This window comes from Amycolatopsis methanolica 239 (assembly GCF_000739085.1).
In the GTDB taxonomy this organism is placed as follows: Bacteria; Actinomycetota; Actinomycetes; order Mycobacteriales; family Pseudonocardiaceae; genus Amycolatopsis_E; species Amycolatopsis_E methanolica.
The window spans coordinates 1,349,007-1,365,322 of sequence record NZ_CP009110.1 but is presented as its reverse complement, the minus strand read 5'-3'; the positions used below and the strand labels follow the sequence as shown (position 1 = coordinate 1,365,322).

At 72.4% G+C, this 16,316-nt stretch carries 14 protein-coding genes and 4 pseudogenes; 7 read left to right on the top strand and 11 right to left on the bottom strand.

What is annotated here, in order from left to right; genetic code table 11:
• Positions 1 to 51 precede the first annotated feature (51 nt).
• The 3 genes and pseudogenes from AMETH_RS06635 (at position 52) to AMETH_RS35520 (ending at position 2,547) form a co-directional block, all read left to right on the top strand.
• Positions 52 to 1,997, top strand: a pseudogene (locus AMETH_RS06635) (copper amine oxidase).
• Positions 1,994 to 2,337, top strand: a pseudogene (locus AMETH_RS42405) (FMN-binding negative transcriptional regulator). The pseudogenes AMETH_RS06635 and AMETH_RS42405 overlap by 4 nt, the downstream one beginning before the upstream one ends.
• Positions 2,338 to 2,340: 3 nt before the next feature.
• A complete protein-coding gene (locus AMETH_RS35520) occupies positions 2,341 to 2,547 on the top strand; it encodes a hypothetical protein (protein ID WP_017987277.1) in 207 nt (68 codons plus the stop codon).
• Here AMETH_RS35520 and pdxR (AMETH_RS06625) read toward each other — a convergent pair.
• Positions 2,510 to 3,964, bottom strand: coding sequence for a MocR-like pyridoxine biosynthesis transcription factor PdxR (pdxR, locus tag AMETH_RS06625; RefSeq protein WP_017987276.1), 1,455 nt, complete (start codon positions 3,962 to 3,964; stop codon positions 2,510 to 2,512). The two genes, AMETH_RS35520 and pdxR (AMETH_RS06625), sit on opposite strands and share 38 nt — an antisense overlap.
• A 28-nt stretch (positions 3,965 to 3,992) precedes the next feature.
• Between pdxR (AMETH_RS06625) and AMETH_RS06620 the strand changes: the two genes are divergently transcribed.
• Together AMETH_RS06620 and AMETH_RS39705 are read left to right on the top strand one after the other, a co-directional pair.
• Positions 3,993 to 4,592, top strand: a complete 600-nt coding sequence (locus tag AMETH_RS06620; protein WP_017987275.1) for a LysE family translocator — start codon at positions 3,993 to 3,995, stop codon at positions 4,590 to 4,592.
• A complete protein-coding gene (locus AMETH_RS39705) occupies positions 4,589 to 4,897 on the top strand; it encodes a TetR/AcrR family transcriptional regulator C-terminal domain-containing protein (protein ID WP_017987274.1) in 309 nt (102 codons plus the stop codon). The genes AMETH_RS06620 and AMETH_RS39705 overlap by 4 nt, the downstream gene beginning before the upstream one ends.
• 42 nt (positions 4,898 to 4,939) lie before the next feature.
• Here AMETH_RS39705 and fdhA read toward each other — a convergent pair whose 3' ends face one another.
• From fdhA to AMETH_RS06605, 3 genes and pseudogenes are all read right to left on the bottom strand, one after another.
• Complete coding sequence (gene fdhA / locus AMETH_RS06610) at positions 4,940 to 6,160, bottom strand: formaldehyde dehydrogenase, glutathione-independent (protein WP_017987273.1); 1,221 nt, start codon at positions 6,158 to 6,160, stop codon at positions 4,940 to 4,942.
• A 264-nt stretch (positions 6,161 to 6,424) separates the two neighbouring features.
• Positions 6,425 to 6,616: pseudogene (locus tag AMETH_RS42400) on the bottom strand (MFS transporter); the annotation flags it as partial.
• Positions 6,613 to 7,218 (bottom strand): annotated as a pseudogene (locus AMETH_RS06605) (mycothiol-dependent nitroreductase Rv2466c family protein); the annotation flags it as partial. The pseudogenes AMETH_RS06605 and AMETH_RS42400, both read right to left, overlap by 4 nt.
• A gap of 88 nt (positions 7,219 to 7,306) precedes the next feature.
• Here AMETH_RS06605 and pdxR (AMETH_RS06600) point away from each other — a divergent pair.
• The gene (pdxR, locus tag AMETH_RS06600) at positions 7,307 to 8,710 is read left to right on the top strand and encodes a MocR-like pyridoxine biosynthesis transcription factor PdxR (RefSeq protein ID WP_020486770.1); all 1,404 of its coding nucleotides are present in this window, start codon (positions 7,307 to 7,309) and stop codon (positions 8,708 to 8,710) included.
• Here pdxR (AMETH_RS06600) and AMETH_RS06595 read toward each other — a convergent pair.
• The 3 genes from AMETH_RS06595 to ligD are packed head-to-tail and all read right to left on the bottom strand — an operon-like array spanning position 8,679 to position 10,256.
• Entirely contained in the window at positions 8,679 to 8,963 is a 285-nt protein-coding gene (locus AMETH_RS06595) for a DUF202 domain-containing protein (RefSeq protein ID WP_017987270.1), read from the bottom strand. The two genes, pdxR (AMETH_RS06600) and AMETH_RS06595, sit on opposite strands and share 32 nt — an antisense overlap.
• Positions 8,960 to 9,316 carry a YidH family protein gene (locus tag AMETH_RS06590; protein WP_017987269.1) on the bottom strand — a complete coding sequence of 119 codons (357 nt, stop codon included), beginning with the start codon at positions 9,314 to 9,316 and terminating at the stop codon, positions 8,960 to 8,962. The genes AMETH_RS06595 and AMETH_RS06590 overlap by 4 nt, the downstream gene beginning before the upstream one ends.
• A 10-nt stretch (positions 9,317 to 9,326) precedes the next feature.
• The gene (gene ligD / locus AMETH_RS06585; RefSeq protein ID WP_017987268.1) at positions 9,327 to 10,256 is read right to left on the bottom strand and encodes a non-homologous end-joining DNA ligase; all 930 of its coding nucleotides are present in this window, start codon (positions 10,254 to 10,256) and stop codon (positions 9,327 to 9,329) included.
• A gap of 148 nt (positions 10,257 to 10,404) precedes the next feature.
• Between ligD and AMETH_RS06580 the strand changes: the two genes are divergently transcribed.
• The gene (locus AMETH_RS06580; protein ID WP_017987267.1) at positions 10,405 to 11,229 is read left to right on the top strand and encodes an IclR family transcriptional regulator; all 825 of its coding nucleotides are present in this window, start codon (positions 10,405 to 10,407) and stop codon (positions 11,227 to 11,229) included.
• 297 nt (positions 11,230 to 11,526) lie between these two features.
• Here the strand turns inward: AMETH_RS06580 and AMETH_RS06575 are convergent, their stop codons facing one another.
• From AMETH_RS06575 to AMETH_RS06560, 4 genes are read right to left on the bottom strand one after another with little or no spacing between them, the layout of a single operon-like run.
• Positions 11,527 to 12,993, bottom strand: a complete 1,467-nt coding sequence (locus AMETH_RS06575) for a dihydroorotase (RefSeq protein WP_017987266.1) — start codon at positions 12,991 to 12,993, stop codon at positions 11,527 to 11,529.
• A 25-nt stretch (positions 12,994 to 13,018) separates the two neighbouring features.
• The gene (locus tag AMETH_RS06570) at positions 13,019 to 14,365 is read right to left on the bottom strand and encodes an FAD-dependent oxidoreductase (RefSeq protein ID WP_017987265.1); all 1,347 of its coding nucleotides are present in this window, start codon (positions 14,363 to 14,365) and stop codon (positions 13,019 to 13,021) included.
• A complete protein-coding gene (locus AMETH_RS06565; RefSeq protein ID WP_017987264.1) occupies positions 14,365 to 14,994 on the bottom strand; it encodes an aspartate/glutamate racemase family protein in 630 nt (209 codons plus the stop codon). The genes AMETH_RS06570 and AMETH_RS06565 overlap by 1 nt, the downstream gene beginning before the upstream one ends.
• A complete protein-coding gene (locus AMETH_RS06560) occupies positions 14,994 to 16,316 on the bottom strand; it encodes an MmgE/PrpD family protein (RefSeq protein ID WP_020486769.1) in 1,323 nt (440 codons plus the stop codon). The genes AMETH_RS06565 and AMETH_RS06560 overlap by 1 nt, the downstream gene beginning before the upstream one ends.

Here is a 16,316-nt window from a genome sequence, read left to right as displayed (position 1 = left end):
TCCGATCCCGCTGCCGGAACGTTCCGGCACCGGTGACCTCAAGAGACTCACGTGACGGACCGTCGCGCCCCGCACCCGCTCGCGCCCCTCACCGCGAACGAGATCACCGGCGTGCGAAACATTCTGGAAACATCCGGCGCTCCGCGGAATTCGACGCGGTTTTCCTATGTGGGCTTGGTGGAACCGGCGAAATCCGACGTCGCGCGTTACGAGCTCGACGGCGCGCCGGTGCCCCGCCGCGCGCGGGCGCTCCTGCTCGACACCGCCTCCGGCGACGCCGAAGAGGTGCTGGTCGACCTCACCGCCGACGCGGTCGGCTCCCGCACGCCGGTCACCGGCGAGCACGGCCAGGTCCCGGTGCTCACCGGCGAGCACGAGCTGGTCCGCGAGATCATGGCCGCCGACGAGGAGTGGTGCGCGGCGCTGCGCGAGCGGGGCATCGACGACCCCGCCCAGGTGTACCTCGCGGCGCTGTCCGCGGGCCGGTTCACCGGTGACGAGGGCAGGCGGCTGGTGCGGGTGCTCGCGCACAGGCGGCCCGAACCGTCCACAATGGTCTGGGCGCACCCGGTGGACGGGCTGGTCGCGTTCGTCGACCTGATCGCCCGCGAGGTCGTCGAGATCGTGGACACCGGCGCGGTGCCGATCCCGGCCGAATCCGGCGACTACGACGACCCGGCGGTGTCCGGCCCGGCGCGCACCACCCAGCGGCCGATCGAGATCACCCAGCCGGACGGCCCCCGCTTCACGCTGGAGGACGGGCTGCTGACCTGGGAGAACTGGCAGGTCCGGGTCGGGTTCGACATGCGCGAGGGCCTGGTGCTGCACCAGCTCGGGTTCAGCGACGGCGGGCGGCTGCGGCCGGTCGTGCACCGCGCGTCGGTGGCCGAGATGGTCGTGCCCTACGCCGACCCCGGGCCCATCCGGTTCTGGCAGAACTACTTCGGCACCGGCGAGTACCAGCTCGGCAAGCTGTCCAACTCGCTCGAGCTGGGCTGCGACTGCCTCGGCGAGATCACCTACGTGGACGCGATCGTCGCCGACGACGAGGGCAAACCGGTGACGCTGGCCAACGCGATCTGCATCCACGAAGAGGACGCCGGGGTGCTGTGGAAGCACACCGACCCGTCCAACGGCAGCAGGCAGACCCGGCGGCAGCGGCGGCTGGTCGTGTCGTTCTTCGTCACCGTCGGCAACTACGACTACGGTTCTACTGGTGCCTCTACCTGGACGGCACGATCGAGCTGGAGTGCAAGGCGACCGGGATCGTGTTCACCGCCGCCTACGACGAGCGGATCGCGCCGTACGCCTCGCAGGTCTCGCCCGGACGGGGACGTCAACGCGGTGGAGGAGGTCGAGATGCGACGGGTGCCGATGGGTCCCTCGAACCCCCACGGCCACGCGTTCACGCGGTCCGTCCGGCGGTTGTCGCGCGAGTCGGAGGCGCAGCGGATGGCCGCGCCGGACCGCGGGCGGGTGTGGCACATCGTCAACCCGGAGCGGGTGAACCGCGTCGGCGAGCACCCCGGGTACGCGTTGATGCCGGAGGGCCTTCCGGTGCTGCTGGCCGATGAGGGCTCGTCGATCCACGGCAGAGCCACGTTCGCGACGAAGCACCTGTGGGTGACGCGCTTCGCCGAGGACGAGCGCTACCCAGCCGGCGATCTGGTGAACCAGAGCCCGCCGGGCGAGGGGCTGCCCGCGTACACCAGCGGAAACCGGGACATCGACGGTGCGGACCTGGTCGTGTGGCACACGTTCGGCCTGACGCACTTCCGCGGACCGAGGACTGGCCGGTGATGCCGGTCGACCGGTGCGGGTTCACGCTGAAACCGGCCGGGTTCTTCGACCGCAACCCGACGCTGGACGTGCCCGCGCCGCGCGGTGCGCACTGCCACTCGCACGGGGCTGAGGTGCACGAGTTCGCCCGGTACGCGGCCCCGTCGGTCGCCGACGAGATCGCCTGCTGCGGCGCGACCCGTTCGCGCTGCTGGTGACACCGTCCGACGATGCGCCGGTCGCCACGCACCTGCCGGTGGTGTTCCCGGCGGGCCCGCTGCCCGGCGGCTGGGACGACGTGGCGCTGCTGGGGCACCTGGCGCGGGCGAACCCGCAGTGGCGGTCCTTCGCTTCGCGGCCCCGGTGCTGCTGGTGTTCCGCGACGCACACGGCTACGTCTCCCCCACCGCGTACGGCTACACCCCGGCCGTGCCGACCTGGAACTACGCGGCCGTGCACGTGACCGGCGTGCTGGAGCCGGTGGACGACCCCGCCGAGACGCTCGCGGTGGTCGAGCAGACGGTGACGCCGGCGGAGGAACTGCGGTCGCCGTCGTAGGACATGACGTCGTCCCGGGAGCGGTTCGCATCGCTGGTCGAGCACGTGGCGTTCCGGGTGCGGGTGCGTGAGGTGCACAGCGTGTTCAAGCTGAGCCAGGACATGCCGGCCGACGTGCGGGCCAGGGTGCGGGCCAGGGTGCGCGCCGACGTCGGCGGCGAGCTGGCGGAACTCATGCTGCGCTACGACGGGCCACCAGCTCCGCGATGATCCGCACACCCTCCTCGATCTCGCCCGGCGACCTGGCACCGTAGCCGAGCACCAAGCCGGCCGCGCCGGGGAGCTGCCGGTGCCAGGACAGCGGCTGCACCTTGACCCCGCGGGACAGCGCCGCGGTCGCCAGGTCCACATCGGACAGTTCGCCGTCGAACGTGATCATCAGGTGCAGGCCCGCCGCCGCGCCGTGCACGCGCACGCCGGGCAGGTGCCGCCGGACCGCGTCGATCATCGCGTCCCGGCGGCACCGGTGGCGGCGGCGCACGAAGCGCAGGTGCCGCTCCAGCTCACCGGACGTCATGAGGTGCCCCAGCACCAGCTGCGGCAGCACCGCGTTGCCGAGGTCGGCGTACCGCTTCGCGTCCACGAGGTCCCGCTGGTACCGCGGGGGCACGAGCAGCCAGCCGATCCGCAGCGCCGGGGCGAGCAGCTTCGAGATGCTGCCCGCGTAGCAGACCCGCTCGGGCAGCATCGAGCGCAGCGCGGGCACCGGCGGGCGGTCGTACCGGTGCTCGGCGTCGTAGTCGTCCTCGACGATCAGGCCACCCCACCGCATCAGCTCGCGCCGCCGCTCGCCGCCGAGCACCACGCCCACGGGGAACTGGTGCGCGGGCGTCAGCAGCACCGCGGGCGACCGCAGTTCGGACACTTGCACGCCTTCGTCGTCGACCGGCACCGGCGGGGTGGTCAGGCCCCTGTTGCGGAGGTGCTGCCGCGCGCCGAGCGAGCCGGGGTCCTCCACCGCGATCTCGCCGATGCCGTGCGCGCGAAACACCGTCGCGAGCAGGCCGAGCGCCTGCGCGACCCCGGCGACCACGACGACGTCGGCGGGATCAGCGCGGATGCCCCGGTTGCGCGCCAGCCAATTCGCCACCGCCAGCCGGAACGCCGGCGCGCCCCGCGGGTCGCCGTACCCGAAGTCCGCCGCCGACAGCCCGCCGAGCACCGCCCGTTCCGCCCGCAGCCACGCCACCCGCGGGAACGCGGCCAGGTCCGGCACGCCGGGGGTGAGGTCGATGCGGGCCGGCGCGGCACGCAACCGGTCGAAGACGTCCGGCCGCGGCTCGAACACGACGTCCGCGCTCGGCGCGGGCGGCGGTGCGGGCGACGCGGTGACGGGTACCGCCACCACGACGGTCCCGCCACGGCCGCGCCCTGCGACGTGCCCGTCCTCGACGAGCCGCTGGTACGCCTCGGTCACCACCCCGCGCGACACGCCCAGCTCGGCGGCCAGCGTCCGCGTCGGCGGCAACCTGCTGCCCACCGGCAGCCGCCCGTCCGCGATCGCGTCCCGCAGGCGTGCCGCGAGCCACGCCGACCGCCCGCCCGGCGGGGCCTCGCCGATGTCGAGCTGGAGGAAGTCCGATCCCGTTACGGACCTCTCAACGGGCTCGGGTTTGGACCTGTCCACCGGACCAGTATCCCGCCAGGCTGGTCGCATGTCCGTCGAATTCCTGCTCACCGCGCTGGTCGTCGTGGCCACGCCGGGCACCGGTGCGCTGCTGACCATGCGTGCGGGCCTGGCGCACGGCACGCGGGCGAGCGTCATCGCCGCGATGGGCTGCACGCTGGGCACCGTTCCGCACGCGGTCGCCGCGATCACCGGCCTCGCCGCGCTGCTGCACGCCAGCGCCGTGGCGTTCCAGGTGATCAAGTACGCCGGGGTGGCCTACCTGCTCTACCTGGCGTGGTCGGCGTTGCGCGAGCCGGACCGGCCGCCGGAGGCGCCCGCGCCGCGCTCGGCCGCCCGGGTGATCGTGTCCGCGGTGCTGGTCAACGTGCTCAACCCGAAGCTCACGATCTTCTTCTTCGCGTTCCTGCCGCAGTTCGTGCACCCCGGTGATCCGCGCTCGCTGCTCACGATGGCCGAGCTGAGCGCGGTGTTCATGGCCCTGACGCTGGTCGTGTTCGTCGCCTACGGGGCGGGCGCCGCGGCGATGCGCGACCGCGTGCTGTCCCGGCCGCGGGTGCGGGCGTGGATGCGCCGGATCTTCGCGGGCACGTTCGCCGCCCTCGCTGTCCGGCTGGCCGCCGAATGATCCGCTTCCGGCACTCCGGCGCGATCTGGTCGGACTTCCCGCAGCTGGTCCCGGGTGTGCTGTACGCGGAGCACGCGCGGCCGTCGGCCGATCCGTCCCGCTACTGGCGGATCGCGGCGGAGCGGCTCGCCCTGGACGGCCAGCTGAAGATCACAGACCCGGCGCAGGCCGCGGAGCAGTTCGGGGCGCCGCTCACCGCACCCCTGGAGTCGCGGACGCGGCTGGGCACGCGGGCGCTCCCGGCGGCCGAACGGGACGCCGTCGCCGCCGCGGCCGTCGACACCTTCCTGCGCGCCTACGGCTGACCAGCCGTGCCGGGAGCGGTGCGCCCCCGGCACGGCCTCCCCTCAGGCGTTGGCCAGCAACCCGTGCGGGTCGAGCACGTACTTGCGCGCCGCGCCCTGGTCGAACTCCTGGTAGCCCCGCGGGGCCTCGGCCAGGGGGATCGGCGTCGCGTTGACCGCCTTCGCGATCTGGACCCGGTCGTGCAGGATCGCCATCATCAGGCGCCGGTGGTAGCGCATCACCGGGCACTGCCCGGTGGTGAACGCGTGCGACTTCGCCCAGCCGAGGCCGATCCGGATGGACAGCGAACCGTGCCGCGCGGCCTCGTCGGCGGCGCCCGGGTCGCCCGTCACGTACAGGCCCGGGATGCCCAGGGCGCCGCCCGCCGCGGTGATGTCCATCAGCGAGTTCAGCACCGTCGCCGGGTGCTCGTCGGACGCTTCCTTGCCGTGCCCGCGCGCCTCGAACCCGACCGCGTCCACACCGCAGTCGACCTCGGGCACGCCGAGGATCTCCGCGATCTGGTCCTTCGGGTCGCCTTTCGACACGTCCACCGTCTCGCAGCCGAAGCTGCGGGCCTGCTCCAGCCGGTCGGCGTTGAGGTCGCCGACGATCACCACCGCCGCGCCGAGCAGCTGCGCCGACGCCGCCGCGGCCAGCCCGACCGGTCCGGCGCCCGCGATGTACACCGTCGACCCGACACCGACGCCCGCGCTGACGCAGCCGTGGAAACCGGTCGGGAAGATGTCCGACAGCATGGCCAGGTCGAGGATCTTCTCCATGGCCTGGTCGCGGTCCGGGAACTTCAGCAGGTTCCAGTCCGCGTACGGCACCATCACGTACTCGGCCTGCCCGCCGACCCAGCCGCCCATGTCGACGTAACCGTAGGCCGACCCAGGCCGATCCGGGTTGACGTTGAGGCAGATGCCGGTCTTGCCCTCCTTGCAGTTGCGGCACCGTCCGCAGGCGATGTTGAACGGTACCGAAACCAGGTCGCCCTCCTTGATGAACTCGACGTCCCGGCCCGTCTCGACCACCTCGCCGGTGATCTCGTGGCCCAGCACCAGCCCTTCCGGCGCGGTCGTGCGGCCACGCACCATGTGCTGGTCGCTGCCGCAGATGTTGGTCGCGACGTTCTTGAGAATGACACCGTGATGGGTTTCCCGCCCCACGTTGGCCTGGTGCACGCCGGGGCCGTCCTTCATCGAGAAGCTCGGGTAGTCGATGGTGTCGACCTCGACCTTGCCGGGTCCCAGATAGGTGACCGCTTTGTTGCCCGCCATGAGTCCTGCCGCCTCGATTCCTCGTTCGCCGTTGAACGGTCAGGACCCGATGCTAGGAACGTGCGCGGCGCCCGGCCTAGGGCCGGAAGACCATTCCGGTAAGCGCTCGCGAGCCGCCAGCGCGTCACCGGCGCGAACCCGAGACCGGTCAGCAGGAACAGCGCGCCGAGGACCAACCACCCCACCGCACCACCGCCGAGGACCAACGTCGTGAGCAGCACCGGCCCTGCCATGCGGGCGATCGCCACGCAGCGCGGCCGCGTACCGGTCGGCGAGGTGACCGGTACCCACCCCGGCGACGGCGCCTGCCGCCCACCCGAGCGTCAGCCCGAGCCCCACCTGGGCCGACGGCAATCCGATGACCAGCGTGAAGTACAGGGCGGACGTGACGTAGTAGGCGCCGTCGCCGAGCGAGTTGACCAGCTGCGCCGTGGCGAGCAGCCGCGCGGCGGTCATGACACGACCGGGCGCCGCGTGCGGGCCCGCTTCAGCTCGAAGAAGCCGTCGGTGCCCGCGACCAGCACCACCCCGTCCCACAGACGGCCTGCCGCGTCGCCGCGGGGAACCGGCGTGACCACCGGGCCGAAGAAAGCGTTGACCTCGCCGTCGGGGCCGGTCACGTGGATCGCCGGGGTGCCCAGGTCCTCCCCCACCGGCCCGAGACCCGCCGACGTGCTCTCGCGGAGCGCGTCGTCGTGCTCGGTGACGCCGGCGGCGTCCGCGAGGTCCGCGGGCAGGTCGCAGTCGGCCAGCGCGTCGCGGTACAGGTCGCGCCCGAGCGGCGCGCGGTCCAGATGGATGCGCCTGCCCAGCGCGGTGTAGAGGTCACGCAGCACCTCGTTGCCGCACCTGCGCTCCGCCGCGATCGCGACCCGTGCCGGGCCCCAGGCGCTGTCCAGCCACTCCCGGTACCACGGCTCCACCTCACGCCCCTCGTTGAGCAGCGACAGGCTCAGCACGTGGAACCGGACCCGGACCTCCCGCACCCGCTCCACCTCCAGCAGCGAGCGCGAGGTGATCCAGGCCCACGGGCACTTCGGGTCGAACCAGAGGTCGGCGTCGTCATGGCGAAAACGCTAGGCAGCAGATTGGCCCGGGGTAAGCTCCAATTCCTACCTGCTTGTTTGGGCCATTTTCGGAGGCGTGGTGGACCTGCACATCAGCCTGACCGGCGGTGACCTCGTCGCGCAGATCTACCGCCAGGTCCGCGACGCGATCGCCGACGGACGCCTCCGGCCGGGCGAGCGACTGCCGCCGTCGCGGGAGCTCGCGCGGACCCTGGCCGTCTCCCGCAACACGGTCGCCGCCGCCTACGACCGGCTTACCGCCGAAGGGCTGCTGACCGGGCGGGTCGGGGCCGGGACGTTCGTCGCGGGCAGCGCACCGGGACGGCCCCGCCGGGCGCCCCGGGGTGTGCTCGCCGCGCGACCGTTCTGGGACATGCTGCCGGACCCCGTCGAGGCGGCGCCGGTGCGCTACGACTTCCGCGTCGGCGCCCCGGACGCGAGCCTCTTCCCGTTCCAGACCTGGCGGCGGCTGGTCTCGCAGAGCCTGCGGAGCCACGAGATCCCGGCCGGCTACGCCGATCCGTCCGGACACAGTGGACTGCGAGCGGCGATCGCGCGGCACCTCGGGATCGCGCGGTCGGTGCGGGCGGCGGCCGAGGACGTCCTGGTCACCCAGGGCGCGCAGCAGGCGCTCGACCTCGTCGGCCGGGTGCTGGTCGAGCCGGGGGCGTGCGTCGTGGTCGAGGAACCCGGCTATCCCCCGGCGCGGCGACTGCTCGCATCGCTCGGCGCGCGGGTCACCGGGGTGCCGGTGGACGGCGAGGGGATCGTCGTGGACCGGATCCCGGGCGCCGCCCGCCTGGTGTACGTGACGCCGTCGCACCAGTTCCCGCTGGGCACGCCGATGTCCCCGGCGCGCCGGGCCGCCCTGCTCGAGTGGGCCGGGCGGCGGGACGCGGTGATCGTCGAGGACGACTACGACAGCGAGTTCCGCTTCGCCGGGCGGCCGCTGGACCCGTTGCAGAGCCTGGACCGCGCCGGGCGGGTCATCTACGTGGGGTCGTTCTCCAAGACGCTGCTGCCGATGCTGCGGCTGGGTTTCCTGATCGCGCCCGCGGCGCTGCGGCCCGCGCTGCTCAAGGCCAAACAACTCACCGACTGGCACGGCGACCTGACCACGCAGGCCGCGCTCGCCCGGTTCCTGGACGAGGGCCTGCTGACCCGGCACGTCCGGAAGGCCACTCGCGAGTACGCGGCCCGGCACGAGCTGATCGTGCGCACGCTGGAGCGGGAGTTCGGCGACTGGCTTCAGCTCGTGCCCTCCGCCGCGGGCCTGCACGTGTGCGCCAGGTCGGTGGTCGACACGTCGGCCCTGCGCGCCCCGGGAGTCGCGTTCGACCGGTTGCACACCTACTACGCCGATTCGCCGCCGGAGCAGGGGCTCGCGCTCGGCTACGGGGCCGTGTCGCCGGACGGGATCGCGGCCGGTCTCCGCCTGCTGCGGGACGCTTTCAGGGCAGCAGGAGGACTTGGATCGCGGTGAGGAGACCGGCCGCCGCGACCGCGATGGTCGCCGCGCCGAGGATGTGGCGCGCGCTGCCGGTCGCCGGCGGGCGCCGCACGGCGATGAACCACAGCACCACGACCGCGGCGGCGCACCCCGCGGCGGCGACCTCCAGCGGGGCGCCGCGGATCAGGCCGCTGCGCAGCAGGAGGACGGCGGCGACGGCGGCGGCGAGCGCGGTGCGCTGCCACGCCAGGGCGGTCCGCTCCGGCTGGAGACCGGGGTCTCTCATCGGACCGTGGCCAGCGCGACCACGAGGACGACCGCACCTGCGACTGCGGCCGCCCACCCGACCACGAATGGCAGCCACGTCATCGGCAGCGGCCGCTTGTTGCGCATCGCGCGCTGCACTCGCGCCCAGCGCCGGTAGGCGAACGCCGCGAGCAGGGTGCCGGTGACGGCGAGCAGCGCGGCGAGGACGCCACGCAACCCGGCGACCGAGAACTGGGGGACGAACTGCATGAGCGCCACAGCGCCGGCGATGAGCGCGAGCGCGGTTCGCAGCCACGCCAGGAAGGTGCGCTCGTTGGCCAGGGTGAAGCGGTAGTCGGGCTCCTCCCCCTCTTCGTACCAGCGTGGGCTCATGCGGGTGACGTTACTGTCCGGCGCGCGCCCGGGGCAGTTTGACCGGGTCGTCGTGCAGGTCCTCGAACAGGTCGCCGATTTCCTCCACCCGGTCGAGGACGTCGTCGCTGAGGAACTTCAACTGCGCGGGGCGGCGACACGCCTCCACCTCGTCCCAGGTGACCGGTGTGGACACGGTCGGCTCCGGGCGCCCGCGCAGCGAGTACGGCGCGACCGTCGTCTTGTGCGGGTTGTTCTGGCTCCAGTCGATGAACACCTTGCCGGGCCGGAGGCTCTTGGTCATCGCCGCGGTGACCTCTCCCGGCGTCTCGGCGGCGAGCTTCTTCGCGGCGGCCTTGGCGTAGGCCGAGGTGTCCTCCGGGGTCGCGGTCTTCACCGCCGCGTACAGCTGCAGGCCCTTCGAGCCGCTGGTCTTCGGGTAGAGCCGCAGCCCGTCGGCCGCCAGCAGGTCGCGCAGCCGCTCGGCGACGCGACAGCACTCGACGATCGTCGCCGGCTCGCCCGGGTCGAGGTCGAACACCAGCAGATCGGGGTTGCGGCGGGCCCCGCGCGGGCCGACGGTCCACTGCGGCGCGTGCAGTTCCAGCGCGGCGAGGTTGGCCGCCCATATCAACGTCGGCACGTCGTTGACCAGCGGATACGCGTTCACGTCCGAGCTCTGACCGCGCCCGCCGCTCGCGATCTTCGCGGTCTTCACCCAGTCGGGGGCGTGGCGTCCGGCGTCCTTCTCGTAGAACGGATTCGACTGGACCCCGCCCGGCCAGCGGCGGAAGGTGAGCGCCCGGTCCCGCAGGTGCGGCAGGATGACCGGGGCGACGCGCGCGTAGTAGTCGATCACCTGCCCCTTGGTGAACCCGGCTTCGGGGTAGAGCACCTTGTCCAGGTTGGACAACGACAGACGGCGCCCGTCGACCTGCACCGTCACCCTGTCCTCGGCCATGCCCCCAGCCTGCCGCAGCGCGGCGCGCCCTGCATCCCGCACCATGTCTCGCTGGACGGAACAGTTCTTGCTCGGAACCGGTACAGTATGGGGGTAGCTGCACCGCACCGTTCCTCTCACCGGAACGCTAACCCGAGGACCGTCGGCTTTGACCACCAAGAGTACCGCCGGACGCAAGCTGGCACCGGCTAACGACAACACCGGCACCGAGGCCGCGGCCCGGGTCGCCGACGTGCTCCTGCTCTTCGCCGGCGGTCCCCGTTACCTGGGGGTGAGCGCGATCAGCCGCGAGCTGGGACTGTCGAAGGCGGTCGTGTTCCGGATCCTGCAGTCGCTGGTGTCGCGTGAGCTGCTGGCGACCGATCCGGGCGTGAACGGCTACCGGCTGGGACAGGCCGCGGCGGCGCTCGGCGCGAGCGCCCTGCGCCGGTTCGACGCCCGCACGGTCGCGACGCCCATACTGCGCCGGCTGCGGGACGAAACCGGGGAGACCACGACGCTGTCCGGACTGGTCGGCGACGAGCGGGTGTACCTGGACCAGTTCGAGAGCCCGCGCGAGATCAAGATGACGGTGGATATCGGCCGTCGTTTTCCCCTGCACGCGGGCTCGTCGGGCAAGGTCATCCTGGCGTTCCTGCCGGAGGACCGGCAGGAGTCGGTGCTGCGGCGAACGCTGGAACCCCTCACGGACAAGACGATCACCGACGTCGACGCCCTCCGCACCGCACTGGCCGAAACCGCGAGGGAAGGCGTGGCGGTGTCCCTTGGCGAACGCCAGGCGGGCGCCGGCTCGGTCGCCGCGCCACTGTTCGGCCCCGACGGCGAAGTCCACGGATCGATCAGTATTTGTGGCCCGCAATACCGCTTCACCCCCGAAGCGATCGACCGTTATCGAGGCCTGATCCGCGCAGCATCGGAGGAGATTCGAGACAACTGGACCTGGCTCCGCGACAGCGAGGCAGGCAGCGCATAGCGCAAGCTTCAACCCAAGGTAGCTGGGTGGTCATCCCGTCGCCTGACACCGGCGAGGGATCTTTTGATCTTTACAGCCGCGCCTTCGCGCGGAAAGCGCCTCACGGCGCTGGAAAGGTCACCTTACGACCACCCCCGATGCCTGATCGTGTTTCAGTGGCCGAGCAGGCGTGTCAAGGCAGGGAAGAGTACCTTGACACGCCTGGTCGGCGACCAAAGATCGGCTGTGGATCGGGGGCGGGGGACGTCTGGGTTGGAGTGGTCGCTTGCTTTGCGTTGCCGGTCGGCGGTTTCTTTTTTAGCGGCCGCGCTTCAGGAATTGTCCTTGCGGCTCGCCTTGGATCTTGCCGTCCGCGTAGACGTGGTTGCCGCGGACGAAGGTGTCCGTGACTCGTGCCGTCATCGCGAAGCCCTCGAACGGGGTGTATTCCTGGGTGGATTCCGAGTCGGCCGCGCGCACCGTCCACTGGACGTCCGGATCCACCAGTGCGAAGTCCGCGTCGAAGCCTTCCGCGATCTTTCCCTTGCGCAGCAGGCCGTACCGCTGCGCGGGGTTCCACGACAGCAGCGCGGCGATCTTCTGCAGCGACAGGCCCCGCTTGGTGCCCTCGCCCACCAGGCCGGGCAACAGGTACTCGGCGCCGCCGAAACCGGACTTCGCCAAGAACACGTCCTCCCGGTCCGATCCGAACTTCAACTCGTCCCGGCAGCAGGCGTGGTCACTCACCACCCAGTCCACCTCGCCCGCCAGCACGTGCCGCCACAGGGCTTCCACGTCCTCGCGCTCCCGCAGCGGCGGGTTGACCTTGCCCCCGATACCCGACGCCGTGTCGACGTCCGCCAGCAGGTGGCCGATCGTCACCTCGCGGCGGAAGTCGATGTGCGGGAACGCCGACGCCATGGTCAGCGCCGCGGACAGGGCCTTCTCCGACGACAGGTGCAGCAGGTTGATGTTCGGCAGCCCGGTCTCGTGCGCCAGGTACGACGCGATGGTCACCGCCAGGCCCTCCGAGTGCGGCGGCCGCGAGGCGCTGTACGCGCGCAGGCCGGTCAGCGAGCCGTCCTGCTCGACCATCTTCGTGTATGCCGTCATGATCTCCGCCGTCTCGCAGTGCAGCGACAACGACAGGTGCGGTGCGTACTCGGTGAGGATTTCCCGCGCCTTCTGCACGCCGCGCATCACGAACTCGAAGTGCGCGATGTCGTAACGCTCGTCCGGCGGGATCATCAGGAAGTCGCTCTGGCTCGTCGACCGGCCGTGCAGCCCGTGGGAACCGTAGAACATGAAGATCTTGAACGACGTGACGCCGTGCTCCTCGACGAGGTACGGGATCTCCTCGATGTGCTGCGCCGACATCGGCGCAAGGTGGAAGGCGTAGTCCACGTACGCGTTGCCCGCCGACTTGCTCAGCACCTCCGGGAAGAAGTCCCGGTAACGCCCACCCTTGTTGAGGTAGTACTGCCCCGTCCGCATGTACGTCAGCGACGTCGTCACGCCGCCCTGCGCGCTCGCCCGGCTTTCCGTGCGCGTGTCGGTGGACAGCTCGTTGTAGATGCCCCAGTGCTGGTGCGCGTCGACCACGCCGGGGAAGGCCAGCAGGCCCCGGCCGTCGATCACCCGTGCGGCGTCGTCGGCGGGCAGGTCCGGCGCCACCCGCGTGATCGTGCCGTCGTTGACGGCGATGTCCAGCAGTTCCGGCTCACCGTCGGGGCCGTCGGGCCGGACCACACGCACGTTGCGGACCAGCAGTTCCGTCGTTGCCATCTCTCGTTTTCCTCCGCGTGATCGATCAGGCCGGGCGACGTGCGACGTCGTTCGCGGCCAGGTAGGCCAGCCCGAAGGCCGGCAGGAGCCCGTTGCCGGGCAGGTATCCGGCGGCGCCGTGACCGGAGATGCCCGCCGCCGCGCCGCCCGCGGCGTACAGGCCGGGGATCGGCCGGTCCCGGGCGTCCACGACGGCGGCGTTCTCGTTCACCAGCAAACCGCCCTGGGTGTGGAAGAGCGCCGGCACCACCCGCACCGCGGCGAGGCGGCCGGACAGCGGGCGCTCCCAGTTGGTGCGGCCGAACGAATCCGTGCGCTCACCGCGGGCGATCGCGCCGGCGACGGCGAGTTCGTCGGCCAGCTCCGGCAACCCGGTGGCCGCGGCCAGCTCCTCGGCCGAATCGGCCCACACCAGCGCGCCCGAGGCGACCGTGTCCCGGAAGTCCTGGAACGGCTGGCACTGCTCGAAGATCGTCTCGTCCAGCACGATCCAGCCGGTCGCGCCGGGCCGGGCGGCCAGTTCGGCGGCGTACTCGGAGTAGCCGCGGGTCTCGTCGCCGAAGCGGCGGCCCGTCGTGTCCACCAGGATCGCGCCGTGGATGATCGTCGCCCAGCCGACGAGCGTGCCCGCGTTCGCCGCGACCGCGCCGTGGCCCTGGTAGGCGTCCAGGTAACCGACCGCCGCGCCGAGCTTCTCGCCGATCCGCAACGCGTCGCCGAGCGACTGGTCGCTGCCCTGGTACAACGCGTCCGCGATCTCCGGCAGGTGCCGGGCGACCAGCTCGCGATCGGCTCCGAAACCGTTGGTGGCCAGCAGGACCGCGCGGGCCGGGATCTCCTCCTCCGTGCCGTCCGGGTACCGCACCACCGCCGCGTGGACACCGCCCGCACCGGTGAGCACGTCGACCAGCTTCGCCGGCGCGAGCAGCTCGATGTTCTCGTGCTCGGCGACCCGCCGGGCCAGGTGGTCGATGACGCCGGAGCCGTGCCGCCCCGGGATCGAGTGGCAACGCGGCACCGCGTGGCCGGGGTAGTTGAAGTCGGTGACCAGCGACAACGGCAGTCCCGCCGAATCCGCCAGCCACTCCACCAGCGGCGCGCTCACCTCCGCCAGCGTACGGGCCAGCCGCGGATCGGCCTGGCCCTTCGTCTTCGCCATGATGTCGGCGACGAACCGCTCGGGCGAGTCGTCGACGCCGGCCTCGGCCTGCCAGCGCGAACCGGCGCCGGGGAACATCGCGGTCGACATCGACGTGTTGTTGCCGCGCCGGAAGTGCTCGCTGGCCTCGACGACGACCACGCTCAGCCCGAGTTCGGCGGCACGCAGCGCACCGGCCAGGCCGCCACCGGCGCCCGCGACGACGAGATCCATCACGCCTCCACCGCCAGCAGCCGCAGCGCCAGCGCCGTCGGGTCGACGATCCGGGCAGGCAGGTCGGCGGGTTCGACGTCCACCGCCGAGCAGCCGTTGATGACCGCGGTCGCGCCCAGCGACGCCAGTTCGCGCACCGCGGCGCCCACTGCCCGGTTCCACGTGCCGGTGTCGGCGATCGCCTCGAACGGCAGGTCCAGCACGCGGGTGCCGGCGAAGTAAGCGCTCAGCCCGTAGGCGGCGATGCGCTTGCCGAACTCGGCGGCGATGGCCTCGTTGCGCACCACCGCGCCGAACCGCACGCCCTTGCCCGCGAGGTAGGTCGCGGACAGCTTCAGCAGCCCGTGCACCGGCCGCGGATCCGCCGCGACGGTGGCCGGCACCGCGGGGTCGAGCACGCAGTCCGGGAAGGCCAGGTCGTAGCCATCCCCCGCCCGCGCGAGGGCGGCGGCCACCTGGCGTTCGGAAGCACGCACGGACTCGTCGGTGTCCAGCGAAGCCGGTGCGGCGGCGCCGACGTCGACGAGCTCGACCTCCAGGCCGGGCGGGGCGAGCCGGTCGTAGCGGGCCTGCCGCCGCCGGATCTCCTCCGCGGGCAGGTGGATGGGCGTCACCGCGAGGGCACGCATCAGTTCAGCTCCTTCTCGTCCGGCCCGGCCAGCCCGCGCAGGGCGTCCCCGACGCGGGCCAGATCGGGCAGCTCGTGGCTGACCGCGACGGCGCGGTCCACGAGCCCGGGCTGCCGGGGCAGCCACGTCTTCAGCAGGGCGACCAGGTCGTCCTCGGCCAGGGGGTGGTGGTCGGCGTCGCCGACCGGGTTGGGCACCTCGCGGGTGAGCGTGGTGCCGTCGTCGAAGGCGACCGTGACCCGCGCGGCGCGTTCGGCGGGCAGGCGGGCGGTCAGGTCGTCGGCCGCGACCAGCCGCACCCGCTGCGCAAGCGTTTGCACCGCCGGGTCGTCGAGGGCGCTGTCCGGGTCGACCCGCCCGGTCAGCGCCGCGGTGGCGACCACGAACGGGGTGGAGAACATCGCCGACAACCGGTTCGTCCAGTCCGTGCCGGTGAGGCCGGCGCCGAGCGCGTGGGACTCGACGAGGATCGACGTGATGCCGGCCCCCGGGAACTCGCCGCGCAGCGCGAGGACCGCGTCGGCCGCCGGGTGGGTGAACGAGCAGGACGCGTGCTGCTTGAAGTAGCCGTGCTGGATGTCCCACCGCGTCCCCAGATCGGCGGTCAGCTCACCCGGGTCGAACGAACCGAGCAGCGTGCCGAGGGACAGCGCCGCGGTGCCGGTGTTGCGGGCCATCCCGGCGGCCGCCATCCGCGCGGCCGCCAACCCGGAGGTCGCCGAGGCGCCCATCCAGGCGTTGCGCACCGGGTTGCCGGTGGTCGCCGAGTCGAAGTGCCCGGCGATCGCCATGCCCGCCGCGGTGTCGATGGCCGCGGCGGTCTGCTCCGCGTCGAGCCCCAGCAACCGCGCGCAGCCCGCCGCCGCACCGGGCACACCCCAGCTGCCGTGCGGGTGCGCGCCGGGCCGGAGCGCCGTGGCCCGGCCGAACCGGGACGCGACCTCGTACGCCGCGAGCAGCGCCGCCGCGGTGTCGGCGCCGGTGCTGTCCAGGTCCGCGGCCAGCGCCAGGACCGCGGGGAAACCGTGCGCGGCCGGGTGACCCTTGGCGTACTTGTTGCCCTCGTCGAGCTCCAGCGACACCAGGGCCATCCCGTTGAGGAACGCCGCCGCGTCAACGGTGACCGATCGACCGGCCCCGATCAACGGCGCCGGTCCGTCCGGGGCTCGCCACGCCGCGCGCAACGCCCGCTGCTCCGGTTGCGCCGCACCCACCGCGGTCACCCCGAGGACGTCCAGCAGGACCAGCGCGAGCCGGTCCCGCACCGCGTCCGGGGTGTCCAGTTCGGACACCCACGCGCCGAGCCGTCGAGTCGATTCCAC

Excerpts from the sequence above, each read along its gene's own strand:
- AMETH_RS35520 (WP_017987277.1), top strand. The coding sequence starts at position 2,341 with ATGACGTCGTCCCGGGAGCGGTTCGCATCGCTGGTCGAGCACGTGGCG.
- AMETH_RS06620 (WP_017987275.1), top strand. The coding sequence starts at position 3,993 with ATGTCCGTCGAATTCCTGCTCACCGCGCTGGTCGTCGTGGCCACGCCG.
- AMETH_RS39705 (WP_017987274.1), top strand. The coding sequence starts at position 4,589 with ATGATCCGCTTCCGGCACTCCGGCGCGATCTGGTCGGACTTCCCGCAG.
- fdhA (WP_017987273.1), bottom strand. The coding sequence starts at position 6,160 with ATGGCGGGCAACAAAGCGGTCACCTATCTGGGACCCGGCAAGGTCGAG.
- AMETH_RS06595 (WP_017987270.1), bottom strand. The coding sequence starts at position 8,963 with ATGAGAGACCCCGGTCTCCAGCCGGAGCGGACCGCCCTGGCGTGGCAG.
- AMETH_RS06590 (WP_017987269.1), bottom strand. The coding sequence starts at position 9,316 with ATGAGCCCACGCTGGTACGAAGAGGGGGAGGAGCCCGACTACCGCTTC.
- ligD (WP_017987268.1), bottom strand. The coding sequence starts at position 10,256 with ATGGCCGAGGACAGGGTGACGGTGCAGGTCGACGGGCGCCGTCTGTCG.
- AMETH_RS06575 (WP_017987266.1), bottom strand. The coding sequence starts at position 12,993 with ATGGCAACGACGGAACTGCTGGTCCGCAACGTGCGTGTGGTCCGGCCC.
- AMETH_RS06570 (WP_017987265.1), bottom strand. The coding sequence starts at position 14,365 with ATGGATCTCGTCGTCGCGGGCGCCGGTGGCGGCCTGGCCGGTGCGCTG.
- AMETH_RS06565 (WP_017987264.1), bottom strand. The coding sequence starts at position 14,994 with ATGCGTGCCCTCGCGGTGACGCCCATCCACCTGCCCGCGGAGGAGATC.